Here is a 22559-nt window from a genome sequence, read left to right as displayed (position 1 = left end):
CTCTCCGGGGGCTTGGAGTGGGGGGGCGCGGGGGCCGGGGCCCCCCCCGGGGCACCGGCGCCGCACCCTTTACAGCAGCTCGCGCAGCCGGTCGGCCAGCAGGTCCCAGCGCCACTTCTCCTCGACCCACGCGCGCCCGGCCGCGCCCATGCGGGCGCGCAGGTCCGGGTCCTGGAGCAGGGCGACGATCCGCTCCGCCGCGTCGTCCGGGGCTCCGCCGCGGACGACCCAGCCCGTCTCGCCGTCCAGCACCGCGTCCGGCGCACCGCCCGAGTCGCCCGCGACCACCGGCAGGCCCGTCGCGGAGGCTTCCAGGTAGACGATGCCCAGGCCCTCCACGTCCAGCCCGCCGCGCCGGGTCCGGCACGGCATCGCGAAGACGTCGCCCGCCCCGTAGTGGGCGGGGAGTTCGGACCACGGGACCGCTCCCGTGAAGACCACCGAGTCCGCGACCCCGGTCGAGACGGCCAGCGCCCGCAGGTCCGCCTCGTACGGGCCGCCGCCCACGATCAGCAGCACCGCGTCGGGCACCGCCGCCAGGATCCGCGGCATCGCCTCGATCAGCGTGTCCTGCCCCTTGCGGGGGACCAGGCGCGAGACGCAGACCACCACCGGGCGGTCGGTCAGCCCGAGCCGTGCCCGCACCTCGTCGCCGCCCGAGCCCGGGTGGAAGGTCTTCTCGTCCACCCCCGGCGGGAGCTGCACCATCCGCGCCGCCGCCCGCTCCGTCACCGCCGAGGCGATCCGCGAGCGCGTGTACTCGCCCAGGTAGGTCAGCGTGTCGGTGCCCTCGCCGATGCGGCGCAGGAGCTGGCGCGCGGCCGGCAGCTGGGCCCAGCCCGCCTCGTGCCCGTGCGTGGTGGCGACCAGCCGCTGCGCACCCGCCCGCCGCAGCGCCGGGCCCATCAGTCCGAGGGGGGCCGCCGCCCCGAACCACACCGACTCGCAGCCGTGTTCGCGCAGCAGGCCCACGGCCCGCCGCGTCACGCGCGGGGTCGGCAGCAGCATCGTCGTGCGGTCGCGGACGACCGGGAAGGGCTGCTCCGCGTCGAAGGCCGCGGTGGCCTCGCGGCCTTCCGCACCGTGCTTCCACGTGGAGGCGTAGACGACGACCCGGTCGGGGTCCAGCCGCAGCGCCATGTTGTGCAGGAAGGCCTGGATGCCGCCGGGGCGCGGCGGGAAGTCGTTGGTCACGATCAGCGTCTTGTGCATCGCTGCCAACGTACCGGAAGCGCCCCCGCACCCTTCAGCGGAGCCCCTGGCCCAGCTCCTCGCGCAGGGCCTCCCGCCAGTCCTTGGTCAGCCCGGCCGGGTCCACCCCCACGCTCTGTGGGAGCGCCGTCGCGAGCGGCTCCTTGGCCGCCCTCTCGTACAGGCCCACGAGCGCCGCCTCGCCCCACCGCTCGGCGATCAGCCGGCAGGCCAGCCACGCGCCCTCGTAGGACCGGGCCAGCGCCTGCGGGTCGCCGCCGAAGGCGAAGTCCTCCGCCCGGGGCAGCTCCCCCGGCACCTCGCCCCGCCGTACGGCCCGGGCCAGCTCCGGGGCGCCCTGGGCGGGCGTGGTGGAGGTGCCGCGGTACGCCGCCCAGTCCGCGAAGCCCTCGGAGAGCCACAGCGGGGTCAGGGCGGAGGTCGCGGCCCGCGTGGCCACATGGGTGACCTCGTGGGTCAGGATGATCCGCCGGCCGTCCCCGCCCAGTTCGGCGTACCCCTCCGGGTTGATCACCACCCGGTCCGCGGGGCCCGGCCCGGCGCCCACCCGGCCGGTGGTCACCGCGCCCATGCCCCGGTAGGCGTCCGCGGGCCGGCCCAGCAGCTGCGCCATCCGGTCCAGCGACGCGGGGACCAGGACGACCACCCGCCCCGCCCAGGGCCGGGGCCAGGCCGCGCTCGCGGCGGGCACCGCCCGGTCGGCCTCGGCCGCGATCGCCTCCAGGGCCTCACGGGACTGGCCCGAGCCGCCGAGGACCAGGCTGTGCGCACCGCGGACCACCGACACCGGCCCCTGGTCCCACAGCTCGGGCAGCGCGTCGGGGGCGGGCCGGTCGGAGCGCACGCTCCAGGCTCCCCCGCCCCCGTCGCTCCCGCCGCCGTCGCGTTCGAGCGCGAGCTCCCGCTCGGAGCCGCCGGGGGCCGTGTCGTAGCCGGCCAGCCGGTAGCGCAGCCGCGCCCGTACGAGGGCCCGTACGCCGTCGCGCCGCACCGAGGTGACCTCGTACGCCCAGTCGTCGAGCGGCAGGCCGGAGAGCGCGGCGGGCGGGGTCCGCGACCAGTCGGCCACGGCCCGGCGGACGTCCGGCCCGGCGGTGTCGGCCGGCCGCGCGGCGCACCCGGTGAGCAGCACGCACAGCAGGAGCGGCAGGGCGCGTACGAGACGGTGGGCCGGGAGCATCAGCCGATCGTACGCACGGACCGGTGGAGGTCAGGGGCGGGTCACCGACGAGACGGGCATCATCCCGACGGGGTCGTAGCGCACCCGGGCCCCCGGGTAGGGGGCGTGGACCACCTGGCCGTTGCCCACGTACATGCCGACGTGGCTGGCGTCCGCGCGGTACGTCACCAGGTCGCCCGGGCGCGCCTGGGACAGTGGCACCTGCCGGCCGGCGTAGCGCTGGGCCTGGGAGGTGCGCGGCAGCGAGACGCCCGCCTGCCGGTACGACCACACCATCAGCCCGGAGCAGTCGAAGCCGGAGGGGCCGGTGGAGCCCCACACGTAGGGGCGGCCGACCGCCGCCCGGGCCGCCATCACGGCGGTCGCGGCGCGGCCCGAGGAGGGGCCGAGGGAGGGCAGGGCGGGCAGCGCGTCGGCGCGGCCGGCGGAGCGCGAGGAACGCTCGAAGTCGGCCCGCTCCTGGGACGGCATGGAGTTGAGCAGCCGCTGGGCGGCCGCGAGCTTGGCGGTGACGGAGCGCTTGTGCCGGGCCACGTCGGAGCGCAGGGCGTCCAGTTCGGCGAGCTTGCGGGAGGCTTCCTGGCGCTCCTGGCCGAGCCGGCGCTGTTCCTCGCGCAGGTCGTCCAGCTGCCGGGCCTGGCGGCCGGTCAGCCGCTCCAGGGCGGCGGCCTGTTCCAGGTACGCGTCGGGGTCCTCGGCGAGCATCAGGCCGACGGCGGGGTCGATGCCGCCGCTGCGGTACTGGGCGCCGGCGAAGGTGCCGAGGACGCCCCGCATGGTGTTGATGCGCTCCTGGCCGCGGGCCACCGCGTCCTGGGCCCGGTTGACCTCCACGCGGAGCTTCTCGGCCTTCTCGCCCGCCTCGTTGAAGCGTTCGGTGGCCTGCTCGGCCTCCTCGAAGAGCCGGTCGACCTGGGCGCTGACGCCGGATCTCGCGCCGCCGCCGGGTTCGTACGGGAGGCCGGGGGCCGCCCCGGCGGGTGAGCCCGTCATGGCGACCGCGGCGGTGGCCGCGGCGGCGGTGAGGACGGTGACCTTCGTGTTCCGGTCGAGGCCGCCGAGCCCGGACCGGCGATGGGACGCCACGTGAAACCGCTCCCTTCCGCAGGTGCGGCCCGGGTCCGCCCCCCGTGGACGGCCGTGTGCCGGGTTCCGCGCTGGCAGACAGTAGCGGGACGGCCACACCCCGACCAACGACCGTCGGAGGGCACGCACAGTGACGCCCCGCCGGAGACGCAGGTCACCGGCGGGGCGTGTGGTCAGATCGCGGCCTCGCAATTCGCCCGGATGGGCGGTGTACGGCGCGCCACCCCGGGCGGGGCTCCGGCGTCAGCCGGCGACGCGGACCCCGTACGCGAACCCACTGAGGGAGCCGTAGAGGACTCCGGAGGTCGGGTTGGCGGCGTGGAAGACCTTGCCGTTGCCCGCGTACAGGCCGACGTGCTGGAGGTTGGAGTAGAAGACCAGGTCGCCGGGCTGGAGTTCGCTGAGGCTGATCTTCGGGCCCTCCTTCACCTGGTCCCAGGTGGTGCGGCCGATGGAGACCCCCGCCTGGCGGTAGGCCCACTGGGTGAGGCCGGAGCAGTCGAAGGCGTTCGGGCCGGTGGCGCCGCGGACGTAGGCCGAGCCGTTCTTGGTCACGGCGGCGCGCAGCGCGTCCGCGGCCCGGCCGGAGCCCTTGACGTTGCTCAGGGCGGCCTGCTCGGAGGCCGTGCCGCCCTCCTTCTTCGCGTCCTCCTTGAGCTGCGCGCGCTCCTGCGCGGTCAGCGTGTTGAGGAGGGCCTGGGCCTCGGCGAGCTTGTCCGTCGAGATCTTCTTCTTCTCGCCGAGCTCCTTGCGGGTGGCGTCGAGGTCGGCGAGCTTGCCGGCGGCCTCCTGGCGCTGCTGCGCGAGGGTGCGCTGCTTGGCCTGGATCCGCTGGACCGCCTCGATCTGCTTGGCGCTCAGGTGCTCCAGCGAGGAGGCCTTGTCGAGGTAGCCGTCGGGGTCCTCGGAGAGGAGGAGGGCGAGGGAGGGGTCGATGCCGCCGTTGCGGTACTGGGCGCTGGCCATCGAACCGATGGTGCTGCGCAGGTCGTTGAGGTCGCCCTGGCCGCGCGCCACCTGGTCCTGGAGCTGCCCGATCTCCTTTTCGAGCTCCTCCTGACGCTCCTTGGCCCCGTTGAACTTCTCGGTGGCCTGCTCCGCCTCGGCGTAGAGCGCGTCGACCTGGGACTTGACCTCGTCCTTGCTCGGCTTGGCCGGCGCGGCGGAGGCACCCTGGGAGGAGAGCGCGACGGCCGCGGCCGCGGTGACGGTCAGGACGGTCACACGAGCACGGGTCGGCTGCTTGGGTCGACGGTGGGACGCCACGAAGGCGAGCTCCTTCTTCCTCGAGCCGCCGAAGACGCAACTCGGCAGCACCTCCGCCGCCACCCCGAATGGGTGATCTACCGCACGAAGGTTTGAGCAGACCCTAGTGACCCGGCTGTGATCAGTTCAAATCCTGTCGGGAAAAAACTCGCTCCCCGACCAGGTTCTTTACCTACAGCCCACGCTCTGTGCTGGGCACTTGACGGTACGTCCACTGCGGTGCGGGTCAATTCCGGCATTCAGGCGGGGAGTTACGAAACGCGCGAAAGCCGCTTCAGGAGCAAAGCGGACGCCACGGGCCGCGCCCCCGCCTTGGCCACCCCGTCGGCGACCTCCCGGTCCGTGGAGACCACGACCACCGGCCGGCCGGGCGGCTCCGCCCGCACCAGCTGGCGGATCAGCTCGTCCGCCGTCACCCCGGCCTTGGAGAACAGCACCCGCACCCCGCGCGGCGGCGCGAGCAGGACCGGGGCCGCCAGTTCCGCGCCGTCGAAGACACAGGTCATCTCCGCGCCCGTCTGCGCGGCCAGCATCGACAGCCCGCCCAGCAGCCGCAGCCGCTGCTTCTCCAGCGGCATCGTCGGATAGCCGGTCTTGGTCACGTTGTAGCCGTCGACCACCAGATGCGCCTGGGGCAGCGCCAACAGCTGGTCCAGCAGCGCCGGATCGGTCTCCGACAGGGCGCGCGCCGCGATGTCCTTCGGAGTCATACGGCCCGGCTCCACGGCCTCCACGGTGTCCGCGGGACGGGTGGAGACGGGCGGCAGGGCCAGCTCGCGGCGCAGCCCCTGGGCCGCGTCGAGCACGGTGTCCAGCAGCAGCCGCAGCCGCATGTCCTCGATGCTGCGCCCCTCGCGGGTGGCCCGGCGCGAGCTCTCCAGCGCCGTCTCCACCTCCGCGAGGCGGGACTTGAGCCGCCGCGTCTCGCTCTCGGCGGCGGCGACCCGGGTGGCCGCGTCACTGCGGATCCCGTCGATCTCGGCCGTCATCTTGCGCAGGGCGGCCTCGCCGCGCTTGACGTCGCTGAGGGCGCTGCGCAGTTTGCGCTGAAGCGATTCCGCTTCCTTGCGGGCCTCGTCCAGCTCGGCCCGGACCTGCTCACCGCCCGTGCGCTGCAGTTCCCGTACGTGGGCCAGCTCCTCGCGCAGGCGCTCCAGCTCGCGCCGGGTCTCCTCGCCGACCCGCTCGGCGTCCGCGCGCTGCGCCTCCTCGCCCGCGGCGGCCACCAGCTTGACCCAGCCGGCCGGCCGCAGCACGAAGGCGGCGGCCGCCACGTCCAGCGGATCGGCGGCGGCGGGCGGCGCGCCGGACTCCAGCGCCCCGGCCAGGTCGGCCTGCGTCTCGCGCAGCTTCTCGGCGACCCTGCCGCGGAACACGGCGTCGGTCTCGACCGCCGTGGCCATGGCGTTGCCCGCGAACTTGGCGCGCCGGGTGGGGGTGAAGCGGGCGTACTGGCGCAGCTGCGCCGGGAGGTCCGCGACCGTCAGCCCGCCGAAGGCGTCCGAGACGAGCGCGACGACCCGGCGCCGCACGCCTTCCGGCAGCGGGCGGTCGAGCGCCTCGGCGGCGTCGCCGGCCGCACCGGCCGGTTCAGCGCCGCTTGCTGGCTCCACAATCCGTCACCCCTACCGTGATCTACGTGCGGGCCGGGCTCCGTCAGGAGTCCGTGCCCGGCCTGTCCACCAGCTCGATCTGGTCCACCGCGTTGCACCAGCGGCAGCGGACCGACTCGATGGTCTCATTGACCACCTCGCGTTCCTCGACCTTCGGCTCCCCGGCCAGGTCCAGGTGGACGTACTCGACGACCTTCGACGAACGGGTGACGTCGAAACGCGTGAGGTTGCCGCACAGGGTGCAGCGCCACCGGGTGGTGTCGGTCGGAAGGGGAACCGTCATCAGGCCGCTCTCTCTTCTTCGTAGCTGATTCAATTAAAGCCGTCCGCGGGGCCCTCTGCGTGCGCCTGCGACCGCAGCTCGTAACCCTACGGCCTGGCACCGCCTCAGGTGGGTCCCGTTGCGTCATGCTCTGTCACATGATCGTAAGGTGGCGCGCCGTACGCGAGGCTGCCCGGGGAGCGGTGGTGACCCATGCGCTGATCGCCGGCTGCGGAGTGGTGTTCGTCCTGGGGCCGGCCTCGGGGCTGAACCCGTCCTACGGGACGGGCGAGGAGCTGCTGGCCGCCGGGGCCGCATACTTCCGGCGCTGGGGCGTGGTCCCGGCGGAGCTCTTCACGGGCACCCCGCGCGCCTGGCTGACGCCGCTGACCGCGCTGTTCGTCCACGGCAGCTGGCTGCACCTGCTCGGCAACATGCTCTTCCTGCACGTCTTCGGCGCGATGACGGAGGAGCGGATGGGACGCCCGGCGTTCCTCGTCTTCTACGTCTGCACGGGGTACGTGGCCCTGGCGGCCTACGCGGCGGCCAACGCGGGCTCCTCACAGACCCTCGTGGGGGCGTCCGGGGCCATCTCGGCCGTCCTGGGCGCCTTCCTCTACCTGCTGCCCCGGGCGCGGGTGACGAGCCTGTTCCCCTTCCTCTTCTTCCTGCCGCTGCGCTTCCCGGCGTGGCTCGTGCTGCTGTTCTGGTTCGCCCTCCAGGGGGTGGCCGCGCACCGGGCGGGCAGCGGGCCGGGAGTCGCCTACCTGGCCCACCTGGTGGGCTTCTCGCTGGGCTTCCTCTACGCGTGGGCGCGCTATCGGCGTACGACTAGAGTGATGAGACCAGCGACGGCCACCGAGGGAGACAGCCAGCCGTGATCACCGCGATCGTGCTCATCAAGACCAGCGTGGACCGCATCCCCGAGATCGCCGAGTCCATCGCCGCGCTGGACAGCGTCAGCGAGGTCTACTCCGTCACCGGTACGTACGACCTGATCGCCCTGGTCCGTGTGGCCCGCCACGAGAATCTGGCGGACATCATCCCCGGCCGCATCAGCAAGATCCCGGGCGTCGAGGCGACGGACACGCACGTGGCGTTCCGCACGTACTCCCAGCACGACCTGGAAGCGGCCTTCGCGATCGGCCTCGACGCGTAGCGCTGGCTTTGGCGGGTTGCCCTGCGGGCGGCTCGGTAACGTCCGGGCCGGCACCGGCGGCCTGGTCGGCGGGGTCGGTCCGTGGGGCCGCGCCGGGGTGTCTCCTCGGCTCGCGCCTGCGGGCCCGTCGCGGCTGTCAAGGGTGGTTGCGCGCTCGTCCTGCGGGGACACCCCGCCACGTCCCCACTCCCCCCCGCCCCGGCACCCGCTGCCGAAGCCGGGCCGTGGGGCGGGGACACGCAGGAGGGTCCCCGCAGGACGAGCGCGCAACCCGGGCCGCACAACTGGACCGAGGCCGCAGGCGCGAGCCGAGGAGACCCTCGTGCGGGGCGCCGCCCCACCCCTTCACCGCCGAACTGGCGGAGCGGCCCGGCGGAGCCAACCCGTCGAGCGACCCCGCAGGGGAGACGTCACACCGCCGGGACGCAGCGGCCCTCCTGGGTGCGGTACTGCCACTGGGCACCGTTCTCGACCAGTTCCCTGACCGCGCGGACGAAGCGGTCCACGTGCTCGTCCGGGGTGCCCGCGCCGAAGCTGACGCGGATGGCGTTGAGGGACCGCTCGCCGGGGGCCGCCTCGGGGGCCCCGCATTCGCCCTGGGCCTGCGGTTCGCTGCCCAGCAGGGTGCGGACCAGCGGGTGGGCGCAGAACAGGCCGTCGCGCACGCCGATCCCGTACTCGGCGGACAGGGCCGCGGCGAAGTGCGAGCTGTTCCAGCCGTCCACCACGAAGGAGATGACGCCGACCCGCGGCGCGTCGTCCCCGAAGAGGGACAGGACCCGCACGGCCGGGACCTGCGCCAGGCCTTCGCGGACCTTGGCGATGAGGTGCTGCTCGCGGGCCACGAGGCTCTCGAAGCCGGCCTCGGTCAGGGCCCGGCAGGCGGAGGCGATGGAGTAGACGCCGATCACGTTCGGGGAGCCGGCCTCGTGCCGGGCCGCCGTGGTGTGCCACTCGACGTCGACGCCGCCGTCCTCGCGCCGGGCCACCGTGCGGGAGGCGCCGCCGCCGGCCAGGTAGGGCTCGGCCTCCTGGAGCCAGTCCGCGCGGCCGGCGAGGACGCCCGAGCCGAAGGGGGCGTAGAGCTTGTGCCCGGAGAAGGCGACCCAGTCGACGTCCAGGTCCTGCACGGAGACCGGGTGGTGCGGGGCGAGTTGGGCGGCGTCCAGGACGATCCGCGCGCCGTGGGCGTGCGCGGCGGCGGCGAGTTCCTTCACGGGCCACAGCTCGCCGGTGACGTTGGACGCGCCGGTGACGCAGACCAGCGCCGGGCCGTAGCCCCCTTCGGCCGATGCCGTGCGGTCGGCCAGGGCACGCTCCAGGGTGGCGACCGCCTCGTCCGGGGTGCGGGGGGCGTTGAGGTAGGTGACCTCCGCGTCCGCCCACGGCAGGAGCGAGGCGTGGTGCTCGGTCTCGAAGACGAACACCTGGCAGCCGGCCGGGAGTACGGCGGCGAGCAGGTTCAGCGAGTCGGTCGTGGACCGGGTGAAGACCACCTGGTCGCAGGGGCGGCAGTCGAGGAACTCCGCGACCGTGACCCGGCTCTGCTCGAAGAGGTCGGTGGAGAGCTGCGAGAGGTACCCGGCGCCGCGGTGCACGCTGCCGTAGTACGGGGCGTACGCGGCCACGTCGTCCCAGACCCGCTGGAGCGCGGGGGCGCTGGCCGCGTAGTCGAGGGCCGCGTAGGTGACCTCGCCGCCGGTGACGAGCGGGACGGTGACGTCCCGGCCGAGGACCGCGAGGGGCTCGGCACAGGCGGGGTCGACGGGGGCGGCGGAACCGGCGGTGGCGGTGGCGGTGGCGTTCAGGGTTGCGGACATGGCGGTATCTCCCGGCAGGCAGGGCTGAATGGCTTCGGTGCGCCCGTACGCGGGTACGGCGCTGCGGCCGTCCGGGGTACGGGGAGGTCCTCGGAGCGCGGGGGTACGCGGAAGCGTCCCTGATCCGAGGGTGGAAGAAGGGGCGGAGCCGCCCTATCGCATTCGCTTGCTCACGGAAAAAGCTCCTCGAGAAGACCAGGACCCCTGGTGTCGAGGGATCCGCGCTTGCCGTAGGCCTTGCTGCCTACGACCTGGTCATCACCCGGGGCACCCCGCCACGGAAGGAGGGTTGCCGGACAGCAAGCCGGGGCCTAAACGCTGTCACTCGTGACCTGATCTGCATCCTGCCACACGATCCCCCGCGCGCAAGACCCCGGTCCGCATGGCGGACCGGGGCCGTGGCTGGAATCGGGGCCGCGGGGGCGACCCTAGGCGTTGCTGGCGGCCACCCAGCGCTCCAGCGCGGCCCGCGCCGCACCGGAGTCGATCGACTCCGCCGCACGGGTGATGCCCGCGGCGATCTGCTCCTCCAGCGTGCCGGTGCCGGGGTCCAGGGCCACCAGCGCCGCCGCCGCGTTGAGCAGCACCGCCTCGCGGACCGGCCCGGGCTCCCCCGCCAGCAGGCGGCGGGCGACGTCCGCGTTGTACGAGGGGTCGCCGCCGGCCAGGGCGGAGACGTCGACGAGCGGGATGCCGACGTCGCGCGGGTCGAAGGACCGCTCCACGACCTCGCCGTCGCGCACCCACCAGACGCGCGAGGTCGACGTCGTGGTCAGCTCGTCCAGGCCGTCGTCGCCGCGGAAGACCAGCGCGGAGGAGCCCCGCTCGGCGAGGACGCCCGCCACGATGGGGGCCATCCGGGGGTCGGCGACGCCCGTCGCCTGGGACCGTACCCGGGCCGGATTGGTCAGCGGGCCGAGGATGTTGAAGGTGGTGCGGATGCCCAGTTCCCTGCGCGCCCCCGCCACGTGCCGCAGCGCCGGGTGGAACTTCACCGCGAAGCAGAAGGTGATGCCGGCCTCCTCGGCCACCTCCACGACCCGCTGCGTGCTGAGGTTGAGGTTGACGCCGAGCTTTTCCAGGACGTCGGAGGAGCCGCTCGCGGAGGACGCGGCCCGGTTCCCGTGCTTGACCACCTTGGCGCCCGTACCGGCCACCACGACCGCCGACATCGTCGAGATGTTCACCGTCTTGGCCCCGTCGCCGCCCGTGCCGACGATGTCGACCGTCCGGCCCGGCACCTCGATCAGGTTGGCGTGGGCGTACATGGCGTGGACGAGGCCGTTGATCTCCGCGACGGTCTCCCCCTTTGCCCGCAGCGCGACCACGAAGCCGGCGATCTGGGCGTCGGTGGCCTCCCCGCGCATGATCCGGTCCATGGCCCAGGCGGTGTCCTCGGCGCGCAGGTCCTGACCGGTCAGCAGGGCGTCCAGCACGCCCGGCCACCCGCGGGCCGCCACGCTGTCGCCGCCTGCCGGGGTCACCAGGTTCATGGTCCGCTCCTGCTGCTAGTGGGCTGGTGGGCCGCTGCCGTGCCGCCGCCACGTCGAATGCGAAGGGCTTCAGCCTATCCAGCGCCGCAGGACGGCAAAGAGCCCCGTCCAGACACTGGACGGGGCTCTCACCGTGGCGACACCAGGACTGGCCGAAATCAGTCCCTCAAGCGGTGGTGCGGGGGATCAGTGGTGGCCGTGGCCGCTCTGGATCTCCTTGTACTCCTCCACCGTGGGCTTCGGAATCTGGTTGTTCTCCGCGTAGAAGCCCTTGCTGAGCTTCGCGCGCAGCTTCTCCGTGGCCTTCACCTTGCGCTCGACACCGTTCTCGTCGACCGTCGGGCCGATCTCGACCGGCGCGTACTGCTCGTGCGAGGTGAGGGTGTGCAGCTGGCCCTGCGGGAGCGGCTCGTGGACCTCGACGAACTCACCGTGCGGCAGGCGCTTGATGATGCCGGTCTCGCGACCGTGCAGCACCTTGTCCCGGTCCCGGCGCTGGAGGCCGAGGCAGATCCGCTTGGTGACGATGAAGGCGAGGACCGGTACGACGAAGAAGCCGATCCGGACGAACCAGGTGATCGAGTTGATCGAGAGGTGGAAGTACTGCGCGAACATGTCGTTTCCACCGCCGATCAGGAGCACGATGTACTCCGCGATCCAGGCGACACCGAAGGCCGTACGGGTCGGGACGTTGCGCGGGCGGTCCAGGATGTGGTGCTCGCGCTTGTCCCCGGTGACCCAGGACTCGATGAACGGCCAGACGGCGATCGCGCCGAGGACCAGCGGGAAGAGCACCAGCGGGATGAACACGCCCAGGACGAGCGTGTGGCCCCACAGGTTGATCTCCCAGCCGGGCATGGCTCGGATCAGGCCTTCCGGCATACCCATGTACCAGTCGGGCTGCGCACCGGTGGACACGTGGTCCGGGCGGTACGGGCCGAGCGCCCAGATCGGGTTGATCGAGGCGATCGCCGCGACGGCCGCGATGACACCGAAGACCAGGAAGAAGAAGCCTCCGGCCTTGGCCATGTAGACCGGCAGCAGCGGCATGCCGACGACGTTGTTGTTCGTCTTGCCGGGACCGGCGTACTGGGTGTGCTTGTGGTAGAAGACCAGGATCAGGTGGGCCACCAGCAGGCCCATCATGATGCCGGGCAGCAGCAGGATGTGCACCGAGTAGAACCGCGCGACGAAGTCGCCGCCCGGGAACTCCCCGCCGAACAGGAACATCGACAGGTACGTGCCGACGACCGGGACGGACAGGATGGCGCCCTGCATGAAGCGGACACCGGTACCCGAGAGCAGGTCGTCCGGCAGCGAGTAACCGGTGAAGCCGGTGAACATGCCGAGGACCAGCAGGAGGAAGCCGAACAGCCAGTTGACCTCACGCGGCTTGCGGAACGCGCCGGTGAAGAAGACGCGCATCATGTGCACGACCATGGCCGCGACGAAGATCAGCGCCGCCCAGTGGTGGATCTGACGGATCAGCAGGCCGCCGCGGACGTCGAAGCTGATGTCCAGCGTCGAGGCGAAGGCCTCGGACATCATGACGCCCTGCATGGGCACGTACGAGCCGTGGTACACGACCTCGTTCATGCTCGGGTGGAAGAACAGCGTCAGGTACACACCCGTGAGGATGATGATGATGAAGCTGTAGAGGCAGATCTCACCCAGCATGAAGGACCAGTGGTCCGGGAAGATCTTGCGCATGTTGGACTTGGCCAGGCTGTAGATGCCCAGGCGGCCGTCCGCCCAGTCCGCTACGCGCTCGCCGGCAGGCGCTTTGCGCGCCTTCGTGTCAGTGGTCGCAGTGCTCATCCGCGCTCCCAGAATGCAGGACCGACGGGCTCTTCGAAGTCGCCGAGCGCTTCGAGGAAGCCTTCGTCATTCACACCGATCCGCAGCTGCGGGAGGGCGTGACCGGCCGGGCCGAAGATGACACGGGCGCCGTCGGAGAGGTCGAAAGTGGACTGGTGGCACGGGCAGAGCACGTGGTGCGTCTGCTGCTCGTACAGGCTGATCGGGCAGCCGACGTGGGTGCAGATCTTGGAGTAGGCCACGATCCCGTCGTGGGACCACTCCAGCTCCTGCTTGTCCTTGATGTCCTCCGGCTTGATGCGGACGATCATCAGGGCGGCCTTGGCGATCTGCACCTGGAAGTCGTGCTGCTCCTCCTCCAGGCCTTCCGGCATGGCGAAGGTCAGCGAACCGACGAGGACGTCCTCGGGACGCAGCGGCTCCATCGTGTTCTGGTTGATGAGCAGCTTGCCCTTGGACCACAGGGTCTTGCGGAGCTTGTCCTCGGGCAGCGGGCCCAGGTCGCGCATGATCACGAGGGCGGAGAGCGGCAGCATGGCCAGCGCGCCCAGCATCGTGTTGCGGATCAGGGGACGGCGGCCGATGCCGGACTCGTTCGCACCGTCGGCGAAGTCCTGCAGGACCTTGGCCTTGACCTCCGGCGAAGCGGCGATCTCGTGGCGCTCGTCGGCGACCTCGACGTCGGACATCAGGGTGCGGGCCCAGTGGACCGCGCCCGCGCCGATGCAGAAGAGGGCCGTGCCCAGCGTCATGCCCAGGGCGAAGTTGAGCGCGCTGATCTTCCCGATGGGGAAGATGTAGACGATCTCATCGACCGGGATGGTCACGTAGGCGGCGATGAAACCGATCGTGGCCAGCATGGACAGCGTGAACAGCAGCGCGACGGTGCGCTCGGAACGCTTCGCCGCACGCTCGTCGATGTCCTGGATGCGCGGCTTGTGGACCGGCAGGCCCGGGTCGGCGAACGGGTCGTCCGCGACCGCTACGGCACCGTGGTGCGCGTCGCCCTGCTCGCTCGGCAGGTGCTTCTCTTCGGGAATCTCTTGGCTACTCATGACTTCTTGGCCTTAGCGGTGTGGGCCGCGACCCAGACGGCGACAGCGATCAGCGCACCCAGAGCGAAGATCCAGCCGAACAGACCTTCGGAGACGGGGCCGAGGCCACCGAGCTTCAGGCCGCCGGGGCTGGTCGACTTCTCGCCGTTCACGTTCTGGAGGTACGCGATGATGTCCTTCTTCTGCTTCTCCGGCATGGTGCTGTCGGGGAAGGAGGGCATGTTCTGCGGGCCGGTCTGCATGGCCTCGTAGATGTGCTTCGGGTCGACGCCTTCCAGGTTGGGGGCGTACTTGCCGTTCGTCAGCGCGCCACCCTCACCGGTGAAGTTGTGACACTGCGCGCAGTTGTTGCGGAACAGCTCACCACCCTTGGCGATGTCGGCGCCCTTGGGGTCGTACTGCTTCTCGGTCGGCGTGATCGGACCGGCACCGAGGGACGCGATGTACGCGGCCAGCTGGTCGATCTGCGCCTGGGTGTAGATGTTGGGCTTCTTCGGCACCTGGGCGCCGGGCTGCTGGGCGGGCATACGGCCCGTGCTCACCTGGAAGTCGACGGCCGCGGAGCCGACGCCGACCAGGCTCGGGCCGTCAGTGGAACCCTGACCGCCGGTTCCGTGGCAGGTTGCACAGCCCACGGCGTAGAGCTTCTTGCCCTCCTCGATGGCGAGGGACTGGGCGGTTTCATCGGCCTGCGCCTTGCCCGCGGGGGCGAAGGCGGCGTAAAGCCCCCCAGTGGCCGCCAGCGCGAGGAGTAGAACGACGACCGCCGCCAGCGGATGGCGTCGTCGTGCGGAGAGCTTTTTCACGGATTACCCCGGTGTCAGGATCTTCTGCGTCGGTGTGTCTGGATGGAGTGCCGGGTCGGGCCCGGTGACGTGTTCGCTACTTGATCAGGTAGATCGTGGCGAAGAGGCCGATCCAGACGACATCGACGAAGTGCCAGTAGTAGGACACGACGATGGCCGACGTGGCCTGTTCGTGGGTGAACCTCTTGGCCGCGTACGTCCGGCCGAGGACCAGCAGGAAGGCGATGAGACCGCCCGTCACGTGCAGACCGTGGAAGCCGGTGGTCAGGTAGAACACCGAGCCGTACGGACCGGACGAGAGGCTCAGGCCCTCGTGCTTGACCAGCTCGGTGTACTCGAACACCTGGCCGCCAATGAAGATCGCACCCATGACGAACGTGATGATGAACCACGTCCGGAGCTTCTTCACGTCACCGCGCTCGGCGGCGAAGACGCCGAGCTGGCAGGTGAGCGAGGAGAGCACCAGGATCGTCGTGTTCGTCGCCGAGAAGGGAAGGTTCAGGAAATCAGCCTGTTCCTTCCAGTACTCGGCGCCTGTCACGGATCGCAGGGTGAAGTACATCGCGAAGAGGGCCGCGAAGAACATCAGCTCGGAACTCAACCAGATGATGGTTCCGACGCTGACGAGGTTCGGCCGGTTGACCGTCGGGTGCGCGTGCCCGGTATCTACTGTCGTTGCTGTCGCCACGACCGACATTATGTCGGTCGCTTATCCCGCCCTCACCCCGGGGGGTGCCGTTCGGAGTGTCCGGGGCGTGTGCAAGGCCCGAACGGCCCATCAGATGACCCCGTGGCGGCGTCTCGTGCGACATGTGCGAACCGATGTTGACAGCGCACCGGGAGGAGTAGCATCCCGCGCAACATCAACGTGATTCACGGGACACGTGGAGGAACGAAATGCGGGCGACTGCGCGGGTTCTGGTCTACAGCGACGACGCGGGCACCCGGGAGCAGGTGCGGCTGGCGGCCGGACGCAGGCCGGCCGCGGACCTGCCGCCGGTGGAGTTCGTGGAGTGCGCGACGCTGCCGGCGGTCCTGTCGGAGCTGGACGCCGGCGGGATCGACGTGTGCGTGCTGGACGGCGAGGCCGTTCCGGCCGGGGGCATGGGCGTGTGCCGGCAGGTCAAGGACGAGATCTTCCGGTGTCCCCCGGTGCTGCTGCTGATGGGGCGCCCGCAGGACGCCTGGCTGGCCACGTGGAGCCGCGCCGACGCCGCCGTGACCCTTCCGGTGGACCCGGTGGAGTTCCCGGAGGCCCTGGCGGCGCTCCTGCGCTCCCGCCTGGCCTCCTCGGCCGCCTGACGGTGCGCCTGTGGGGCCCACGGCGTCCCGTGGGCCCCACAGGGGCTTCCCGGCGCCGGGCGGCGCCCCTTCTCAGACGGTGGGCCTCAGGCGGGCCTGGTCGACCGGGCTGCGGCCCTCCTGGGTGCCCTTGAGCAGGGCGCTGCCCTGGCGCCAGTCCTTCCAGTCCATGTTCCAGTCGCCGAAGCCGTTGCCGAAGGTGTCCATGTCGTCGCCGATGCTGTTGACGACCTTGACGATGTCGCCCTCGGTGATGTTCTCGAAGAACCAGGCCGCGTTGCCGGTGCTCATGCCGGTGCAGCCGTGGCTGACGTTGGCGTAGCCCTGGGAGCCGACGGACCACGGCGCGGCGTGGACGTATTCACCACTCCAGGTGACGCGGGTGGCGTAGTAGACGGGCAGGTCGTAGTTCTCGCTGCCGCCGATGCCGACGGTGTCGCCGCGCATCTGGACGAAGTACTGCTTGCCGAGCACCACCTTGACGCCGTTGCGGGTGGAGAAGCCGGGCTTGCCGGTGGTCACCGGAATGGTGTTGATCACTTCTCCGTTGCGCTTGAACGTCATGTAGTGCGACGAGGCGTCGGTGATGGCCTCGACCCGGTCCCCGATCTCCAGCTTCAGCGGCTTGGAGGCGGAGCCGTGGAGCTCGTCGGTGATCTTGATGCCCTCCAGGTTGCTCCGTGCGGAGACGGTGGAGTGGGCGGGCCAGTACTCCTTGGGCCTGAAGTGCAGCTTCTTGTCGTCGACCCAGTGCCAGGCGCCCTCGACGCCGGGCGGGGTGTCGACGATCAGGCCGCGTTCGACGACCGCGCGGGCGGCCTTGTCCTTGACGGGCTCGCTGAGTTCGGCCGTGAGGGGCTGTCCGACGCCGTACTTGCCCTCGTCGGGGCCGAATTCGACCTTCAGGACCCCCTTGGCGGGGGTGGTGTCGAACGTGAGGGTCCGCTGCCCCGGGGCTCCCTTTTCGTCCTCGGTGCTCACGGTGACCGTGTAGCGGACGCCTGCGGCCATCGGGACCGTGCTGTGCCAGCGGTCGCCCTTGGCGCTCAGTTCGCCCGCCAGACGGCGGCCGTGGGTGTCCACGGCCGTCACGTCGGTGATGCGGCTGTCGCCGCCCTTGAGGGTGACCTCCAGGGGCCGGTTGGGATCGACGGGGCGGCTGCCGGAGGTCTGGTTGAAGGCGACCTGATCGCCCGCGTCGTACGGGCGGGCGGACAGCGGGTTGTCGCCGGACCCGCAGGCGGTGGCGCCGGCCCCGAGGGACGCGACCAGCAGGGAGCAGCTGAGTACCGTCCAAAGACGCGGTGAGTGCTTCATGGAGCCAACGCTATGAAAGTATGACAATTACGGCGCGCGGGGTGACTGCAAACGAGGGGCCCGGACTCCTCCGAAAGAGGTGTCCGGGCCCCGGGTCCGGCGCGGCGCCGCCGCGCTGGTGCTGCTACTGGTTCGCGTTCTCACCGCGGTAGTACTCGTACACCCAGCCCCACAGGCCGATCACGAGGATCGGGGCCGAGAAGTACATGAGCCACCAGCCGAAGACGACGCCCATGAAGGCGAGCGCGCCACCGATCGCCAGCGAGAGCGGCTGCCAGCTGTGCGGGGAGAAGAACCCCAGCTCGCCCGCCTCGTCGGCGACGTCGGCCTCCAGGTTGTCCTGGGCCATCTCGTCGACACGCTTGGCCGTGAAGGCCAGGTAGTAGCCGATCATGACGCTCAGGCCGAAGGCCAGGAAGAGCGCGGTGGTTCCGACGGGCTCCTTCGACCACACGCCGTACACGACGGCCATGATCAGGATGAAGAAGGAGAGCCAGAGGAACATCTTGCCCTGGATCTTCACTTGCCGGCCTCCTTGTCGCCGGTGAGGGCCTTGGTCCCGCCGGCGACGTGGTCCTCGAGGTGGTCGAGGGCCGCGATCTCCGGGTGGTGCAGGTCGAACGCCGGGGATTCGGAACGGATCCGCGGGAGCGTGAGGAAGTTGTGCCGCGGCGGCGGGCAGGAGGTCGCCCACTCCAGCGAACGGCCGTAACCCCACGGGTCGTCGACCTCGACCTTCTCGCCGTACTTGGCCGTCTTCCAGACGTTGTACATGAACGGCAGCAGCGACAGGCCCAGCAGGAACGAGCTGATCGTCGACACCGTGTTCAGCGCGGTGAAGCCGTCGGCGGCGAGGTAGTCCGCGTAACGACGCGGCATGCCCTCGGCGCCCAGCCAGTGCTGCACCAGGAAGGTGCCGTGGAAGCCGATGAACAGCGTCCAGAAGGTGATCTTGCCCAGGCGCTCGTCCAGCATCTTGCCCGTGAACTTCGGCCACCAGAAGTGGAAGCCCGCGAACATCGCGAAGACCACGGTGCCGAAGACGACGTAGTGGAAGTGCGCGACGACGAAGTACGAGTCGGAGACGTGGAAGTCCATCGGGGGCGAGGCCAGGATGACGCCGGTCAGACCACCGAAGGTGAAGGTGACCAGGAAGCCGATCGTCCACAGCATCGGGGTCTCGAAGGACAGCGAGCCCTTCCACATGGTGCCGATCCAGTTGAAGAACTTCACACCGGTCGGTACCGCGATCAGGAAGGTCATGAAGGAGAAGAACGGCAGCAGCACACCGCCGGTGACGTACATGTGGTGGGCCCACACGGTCACCGAGAGGCCGGCGATCGCGATCGTCGCGGCGATCAGACCGATGTAGCCGAACATCGGCTTACGGGAGAAGACCGGGATGACCTCGGAGACGATGCCGAAGAACGGCAGCGCGATGATGTACACCTCTGGGTGTCCGAAGAACCAGAAGAGGTGTTGCCACAGCAACGCGCCTCCGTTCGCCGGATCGAAGACGTGCGCACCGAACTTGCGGTCCGCCTCCAGCACGAACAGCGCGGCGGCCAGCACCGGGAAGGCCAGCAGGACCAGGACACCGGTCAGCAGGACGTTCCAGGTGAAGATCGGCATGCGGAACATCGTCATGCCGGGAGCGCGCATGCAGATGATCGTGGTGATGAAGTTGACCGAGCCGAGGATCGTGCCGAAGCCGGAGAAGGCCAGACCCATGATCCACATGTCGGCGCCGATGCCCGGCGAGCGGACCGCGTCCGACAGCGGGGTGTAGGCGAACCAGCCGAAGTCGGCGGCACCCTGGGGGGTGACGAAGCCGGCCACGGCGATGGTCGAGCCGAAGAGGTAGAGCCAGTACGCGAACATGTTCAGCCGCGGGAACGCCACGTCGGGCGCGCCGATCTGCAGCGGCATGATCCAGTTCGCGAATCCGGCGAACAGCGGCGTCGCGAACATCAGCAGCATGATCGTGCCGTGCATCGTGAACGCCTGGTTGAACTGCTCGTTCGACATGATCTGCGTACCCGGACGGGCCAGCTCGGCGCGCATGAAGAGCGCCAGGAGACCGCCGATGAGGAAGAACACGAACGACGTGACCAGGTACATCGTGCCGATGGTCTTGTGGTCGGTCGTGGTCATCCACTTCACGACCACGTTGCCCGGCTGCTTGCGCCGTACCGGCAGCTCGTTCTCGTACGAGTCAGCTGCGGCGGCACCCTGGGATTCGTTGAGGATGCTCACAGTTTGTTCGTCTCCGCATTCCGGGCCGGGTCGGTCTGCTTGATGCCGGCCGGGAGGTAGCCGGTCTGCCCCTTCTCCGCCAGCTCCTTCAGGTGCGCCCGGTACTCCTCGGGCGAGACCACCTTGACGTTGAAGAGCATCCGGGAGTGGTCGACACCGCAGAGCTCGGCGCACTTGCCCATGAAGGTGCCCTCTTCGGTCGGGGTGACCTCGAAGACGTTGGTGTGGCCCGGGATGACGTCCTGCTTGAACAGGAAGGGCACCACCCAGAAGGAGTGGATGACGTCGTTCGACGACAGGATGAAGCGGACCTTCTCACCCTTGGGCAGGACCAGGGTCGGCCCGGGGTTGTTCGTGTCCGGGTTCCGGTCGCCGGGGACGCCCTTCTGGTAGACGCCTTCGGCGCCCGCCGGGAAGTCCTTGGTGAAGCGGTCCGGGATGGCGGAGAGTTCCTTGGGAACCTCGCCCTTCTTCGGGGTCGCCGCGTCGCCGTCGACGTTCTCGACGTAGTTGAAGCCCCAGCTCCACTGGAAGCCGATCACGTTGATCGTGTGCGTCGGCTTCGCGGAGAGGGAGAGCAGCTTCGACTCGTCACGCGCGGTGAAGTAGAAGAGCACCGAGACGATGATGAGCGGGACCACGGTGTAGAGCGCCTCGATGGGCATGTTGTACCGGGTCTGCGGGGGGACCTCCACCTTCGTCCGGCTGCGCCGGTGGAAGGTGACGCTCCACATGATCAGGCCCCACACCAGGATGCCCGTGATGAGCGCGGCCGCCCATGATCCCTGCCACAGGGAGAGGATGCGCGGCGCCTCCTCGGTTACCGGAGTCGGCATTCCGAGGCGGGGGAAGTCTTTCCATGTATACGAGCAACCTGTGGCGGTCGCCAGGACCACGCCCGCAGTCAGCGCCTGCAGCAGCTTCCGCCGCATCGGGCGCCGCGGCGAGCGGTCGGAGCCGTAGGGACTCACGTAGCGCCTTCCCGAGAGTCTCGGCCCGCGCGGCCGGCCGCGGCCGTGTTCGGGTCGGTCGCCGGCCCTGACGCAGGCAGGGGTTTGGATGTTTATGCGGACCAAACCCTACTGGACGCTATTTGGGGTCGCGCGGGGAGGGTGCCCAACGCGCCGCTACTGCCCCCGAAGGGATGGATCCGCCGTCCGGGGGACGGGGCGAATGGCCCTGAATGGTGGGCTCCGGAGCCCTTCTGACGCCCCCTGACCTCGAACGCGGCCGGGCGCCGGTTAGCGTGACCGGATGCCGTACTTCGACAGCGCGTCCGCCGCTCCCCTGCACCCCGTGGCCCGGCAGGCGTTGCAGGCCTCCCTGGACGAGGGCTGGGCCGATCCGGCCCGCCTGTACCGGGAGGGCAGGCGCGCCCGGATGCTGCTGGACGCGGCCCGGGAGGCCGCCGCGGAGGCGGTGGGATGCCGCCCCGACGAGCTCGTGTTCACTCCTTCGGGGACGCACGCGGTTCACGCGGGGGTCGCCGGGGTGCTCGCGGGCCGCCGGCGCGTGGGGAACCATCTGGTCGTGTCCGCGGTCGAACACAGTTCTGTACTCCACGCGGCGGACGTGCACGCGGCGGGCGGCGGGACGGTGAGCGAGGTCCCGGTGGACCGGTGGGGCGCGGTGGAGGCCGCCGGATACGCGGACGCGCTGGGCCCGGCGACCGCCCTGGCCTGCCTCCAGTCGGCCAACCACGAGGTGGGCACGGTCCAGCCGGTGGCGGAGGTGGCCGAGGTCTGCGGGGCGGCCGGGGTGCCGCTGCTGGTGGACGCGGCGCAGTCGCTCGGATGGGGTCCGGTGGAAGGGGCCTGGTCCGTCCTGGCCGCGAGTGCGCACAAATGGGGCGGCCCGCCCGGGGTCGGTCTGCTCGCGGTCCGCAAGGGCGTCCGCTTCTCCCCCCAAGGCCCCGCGGACGAACGGGAGTCGGGCCGCTCCCCCGGCTTCGCGAACCTCCCCGCGATCGTGGCGGCGGCGGCGTCCCTGCGCGCCGTACGGGCCGAGGCGGACGCGGAGGCGGCCCGGCTGCGGGTGCTGGTGGACCGCATCCGGCGGCGGGTGGTGCGGCTGGTCCCCGACGTGGAGGTGGTCGGCGATCCGGAGCGGCGGCTGCCGCACCTGGTCACCTTCTCCTGCCTGTACGTCGACGGCGAGGCCCTGCTGCACGAGCTGGACCGGTCCGGCTACTCGGTCTCCTCGGGTTCCTCGTGCACGAGCTCGACGCTGACCCCCAGTCACGTGCTGCGGGCGATGGGCGTGCTGTCGGAGGGGAACGTGCGGGTGTCCCTGCCGCCGGGGACCACGGCGGAGGAGGTCAACGCGTTCCTGGAGGTGCTGCCGGGCGCGGTGGCCGGCGTACGGGAGCGGCTCGGCGTGTCGCAGCGCGCGGCCGGGGCGCCGGTGGCGGACTCGCTGGAGCTCGACGCGCTGGGGCTGCGGTGCCCGCAGCCGGTGATCGAACTGGCCGCGGCGATCGAGCGGGTCCCGGTCGGCGGCACCGTCACGGTCGTCTCCGACGACGAGGTGGCGCGGCTGGACATCCCGGCGTGGTGCGGGATGCGGGGGCACGAGTACCTCGGCGAGTCCCCCCGCGCGGTCGGCACGGCCTACACGGTCCGCCGCCTCCTCTGACACGTGCGGCCTGGCCCGGGCCCAACCGGCTCCGCCGGGCACATCCCGCCTCGCCGGCACACCCGGGCTCCGCCAGGCCAATCCAGCCTCGCCGGCGTTTGAGGCGCGGGGTCTGGGGCGGAGCCCCAGGAAACCCGGCTCCGCCGGGCAGGGGGGGGGCGCCCGGCCCCCCCCCCCCCCCCCCCAGCGGCGCCGCGGAAAACGTAAAGAACGCCCCCCGCCGCCCGGCCGCCGCCCCCGCGCGCGCGGGGCCGGGCCGGCGCGCCCCGCCGCCGCGGCC

The 22559-nt window shown here is 71.1% G+C and carries 20 protein-coding genes and 1 riboswitch; of the genes, 4 read left to right on the top strand and 16 right to left on the bottom strand.

Annotated elements, in window-relative coordinates; translation table 11 throughout:
• Positions 1–69 precede the first annotated feature (69 nt).
• From ACF059_RS25605 to ACF059_RS25580, 6 genes are all read right to left on the bottom strand, one after another.
• Positions 70–1212, bottom strand: coding sequence for a glycosyltransferase family 4 protein (locus tag ACF059_RS25605; RefSeq protein WP_392061263.1), 1143 nt, complete (start codon positions 1210–1212; stop codon positions 70–72).
• Between the two features lie 34 nt (positions 1213–1246).
• The gene (locus tag ACF059_RS25600) at positions 1247–2392 is read right to left on the bottom strand and encodes a hypothetical protein (protein ID WP_392061260.1); all 1146 of its coding nucleotides are present in this window, start codon (positions 2390–2392) and stop codon (positions 1247–1249) included.
• Between the two features lie 30 nt (positions 2393–2422).
• A complete protein-coding gene (locus ACF059_RS25595) occupies positions 2423–3478 on the bottom strand; it encodes an NlpC/P60 family protein (protein WP_392061257.1) in 1056 nt (351 codons plus the stop codon).
• Positions 3479–3721: 243 nt separating this feature from the next.
• Complete coding sequence (locus tag ACF059_RS25590) at positions 3722–4744, bottom strand: NlpC/P60 family protein (RefSeq protein ID WP_392061254.1); 1023 nt, start codon at positions 4742–4744, stop codon at positions 3722–3724.
• Between the two features lie 251 nt (positions 4745–4995).
• Positions 4996–6360, bottom strand: coding sequence for an NYN domain-containing protein (locus tag ACF059_RS25585; protein WP_361950387.1), 1365 nt, complete (start codon positions 6358–6360; stop codon positions 4996–4998).
• Positions 6361–6400: 40 nt separating this feature from the next.
• Positions 6401–6640 carry a hypothetical protein gene (locus ACF059_RS25580; RefSeq protein WP_030291802.1) on the bottom strand — a complete coding sequence of 80 codons (240 nt, stop codon included), beginning with the start codon at positions 6638–6640 and terminating at the stop codon, positions 6401–6403.
• 125 nt (positions 6641–6765) lie between these two features.
• Here ACF059_RS25580 and ACF059_RS25575 point away from each other — a divergent pair, with 125 nt between their 5' ends.
• A complete protein-coding gene (locus ACF059_RS25575) occupies positions 6766–7500 on the top strand; it encodes a rhomboid family intramembrane serine protease (protein WP_392061251.1) in 735 nt (244 codons plus the stop codon).
• Positions 7497–7778 (top strand): Lrp/AsnC family transcriptional regulator, encoded by a 282-nt coding sequence (locus ACF059_RS25570; RefSeq protein WP_008738815.1) that lies wholly within the window; start codon positions 7497–7499, stop codon positions 7776–7778. The genes ACF059_RS25575 and ACF059_RS25570 overlap by 4 nt, the downstream gene beginning before the upstream one ends.
• A gap of 410 nt (positions 7779–8188) precedes the next feature.
• On the opposite strand, the gene ACF059_RS25565 is transcribed toward ACF059_RS25570, so the two are convergent.
• The 6 genes from ACF059_RS25565 to ACF059_RS25540 all read right to left on the bottom strand — a co-directional run bounded on the left by ACF059_RS25565 (position 8189) and on the right by ACF059_RS25540 (position 15467).
• Positions 8189–9598 carry an aminotransferase class V-fold PLP-dependent enzyme gene (locus tag ACF059_RS25565; protein WP_392061248.1) on the bottom strand — a complete coding sequence of 470 codons (1410 nt, stop codon included), beginning with the start codon at positions 9596–9598 and terminating at the stop codon, positions 8189–8191.
• 216 nt (positions 9599–9814) lie between these two features.
• Positions 9815–9931: riboswitch (SAM riboswitch) on the bottom strand.
• 95 nt (positions 9932–10026) lie between these two features.
• Entirely contained in the window at positions 10027–11091 is a 1065-nt protein-coding gene (trpD, locus tag ACF059_RS25560; RefSeq protein WP_392061245.1) for an anthranilate phosphoribosyltransferase, read from the bottom strand.
• 186 nt (positions 11092–11277) lie between these two features.
• Entirely contained in the window at positions 11278–12909 is a 1632-nt protein-coding gene (locus tag ACF059_RS25555) for a cytochrome bc complex cytochrome b subunit (protein WP_366869100.1), read from the bottom strand.
• Positions 12906–13964, bottom strand: a complete 1059-nt coding sequence (locus ACF059_RS25550) for a Rieske 2Fe-2S domain-containing protein (RefSeq protein WP_392061242.1) — start codon at positions 13962–13964, stop codon at positions 12906–12908. Before ACF059_RS25550 ends, ACF059_RS25555 begins: the two co-directional genes overlap by 4 nt.
• On the bottom strand, positions 13961–14770 hold the full coding sequence (locus ACF059_RS25545) for a c-type cytochrome (protein ID WP_360903080.1): 810 nt from the start codon (positions 14768–14770) through the stop codon (positions 13961–13963). Before ACF059_RS25545 ends, ACF059_RS25550 begins: the two co-directional genes overlap by 4 nt.
• 76 nt (positions 14771–14846) lie before the next feature.
• Entirely contained in the window at positions 14847–15467 is a 621-nt protein-coding gene (locus ACF059_RS25540; protein WP_214949928.1) for a heme-copper oxidase subunit III, read from the bottom strand.
• A 200-nt stretch (positions 15468–15667) separates the two neighbouring features.
• On the opposite strand from ACF059_RS25540, the gene ACF059_RS25535 reads away from it, so the two are divergent.
• The gene (locus tag ACF059_RS25535) at positions 15668–16072 is read left to right on the top strand and encodes a hypothetical protein (protein WP_392061239.1); all 405 of its coding nucleotides are present in this window, start codon (positions 15668–15670) and stop codon (positions 16070–16072) included.
• A gap of 72 nt (positions 16073–16144) precedes the next feature.
• On the opposite strand, the gene ACF059_RS25530 is transcribed toward ACF059_RS25535, so the two are convergent.
• The 4 genes from ACF059_RS25530 to coxB form a co-directional block, all read right to left on the bottom strand.
• Complete coding sequence (locus ACF059_RS25530) at positions 16145–17389, bottom strand: Ig-like domain-containing protein (RefSeq protein ID WP_392061237.1); 1245 nt, start codon at positions 17387–17389, stop codon at positions 16145–16147.
• 124 nt (positions 17390–17513) lie between these two features.
• Positions 17514–17912 (bottom strand): cytochrome c oxidase subunit 4, encoded by a 399-nt coding sequence (locus tag ACF059_RS25525; protein WP_360903089.1) that lies wholly within the window; start codon positions 17910–17912, stop codon positions 17514–17516.
• The gene (gene ctaD, locus ACF059_RS25520) at positions 17909–19645 is read right to left on the bottom strand and encodes a cytochrome c oxidase subunit I (protein WP_360903092.1); all 1737 of its coding nucleotides are present in this window, start codon (positions 19643–19645) and stop codon (positions 17909–17911) included. The genes ACF059_RS25525 and ctaD overlap by 4 nt, the downstream gene beginning before the upstream one ends.
• Positions 19642–20616 carry a cytochrome c oxidase subunit II gene (gene coxB, locus ACF059_RS25515; RefSeq protein WP_360903095.1) on the bottom strand — a complete coding sequence of 325 codons (975 nt, stop codon included), beginning with the start codon at positions 20614–20616 and terminating at the stop codon, positions 19642–19644. The genes ctaD and coxB overlap by 4 nt, the downstream gene beginning before the upstream one ends.
• A 283-nt stretch (positions 20617–20899) precedes the next feature.
• Here coxB and ACF059_RS25510 point away from each other — a divergent pair, with 283 nt between their 5' ends.
• Positions 20900–22279, top strand: a complete 1380-nt coding sequence (locus ACF059_RS25510) for a cysteine desulfurase/sulfurtransferase TusA family protein (protein ID WP_392061232.1) — start codon at positions 20900–20902, stop codon at positions 22277–22279.
• The last annotated feature ends 280 nt before the right edge of the window (positions 22280–22559 follow it).

This window comes from Streptomyces sp. NPDC016562 (genome assembly GCF_043076955.1).
Lineage (GTDB): Bacteria > Actinomycetota > Actinomycetes > Streptomycetales > Streptomycetaceae > Streptomyces.
This window is presented reverse-complemented; position numbering and strand designations above follow the sequence as displayed.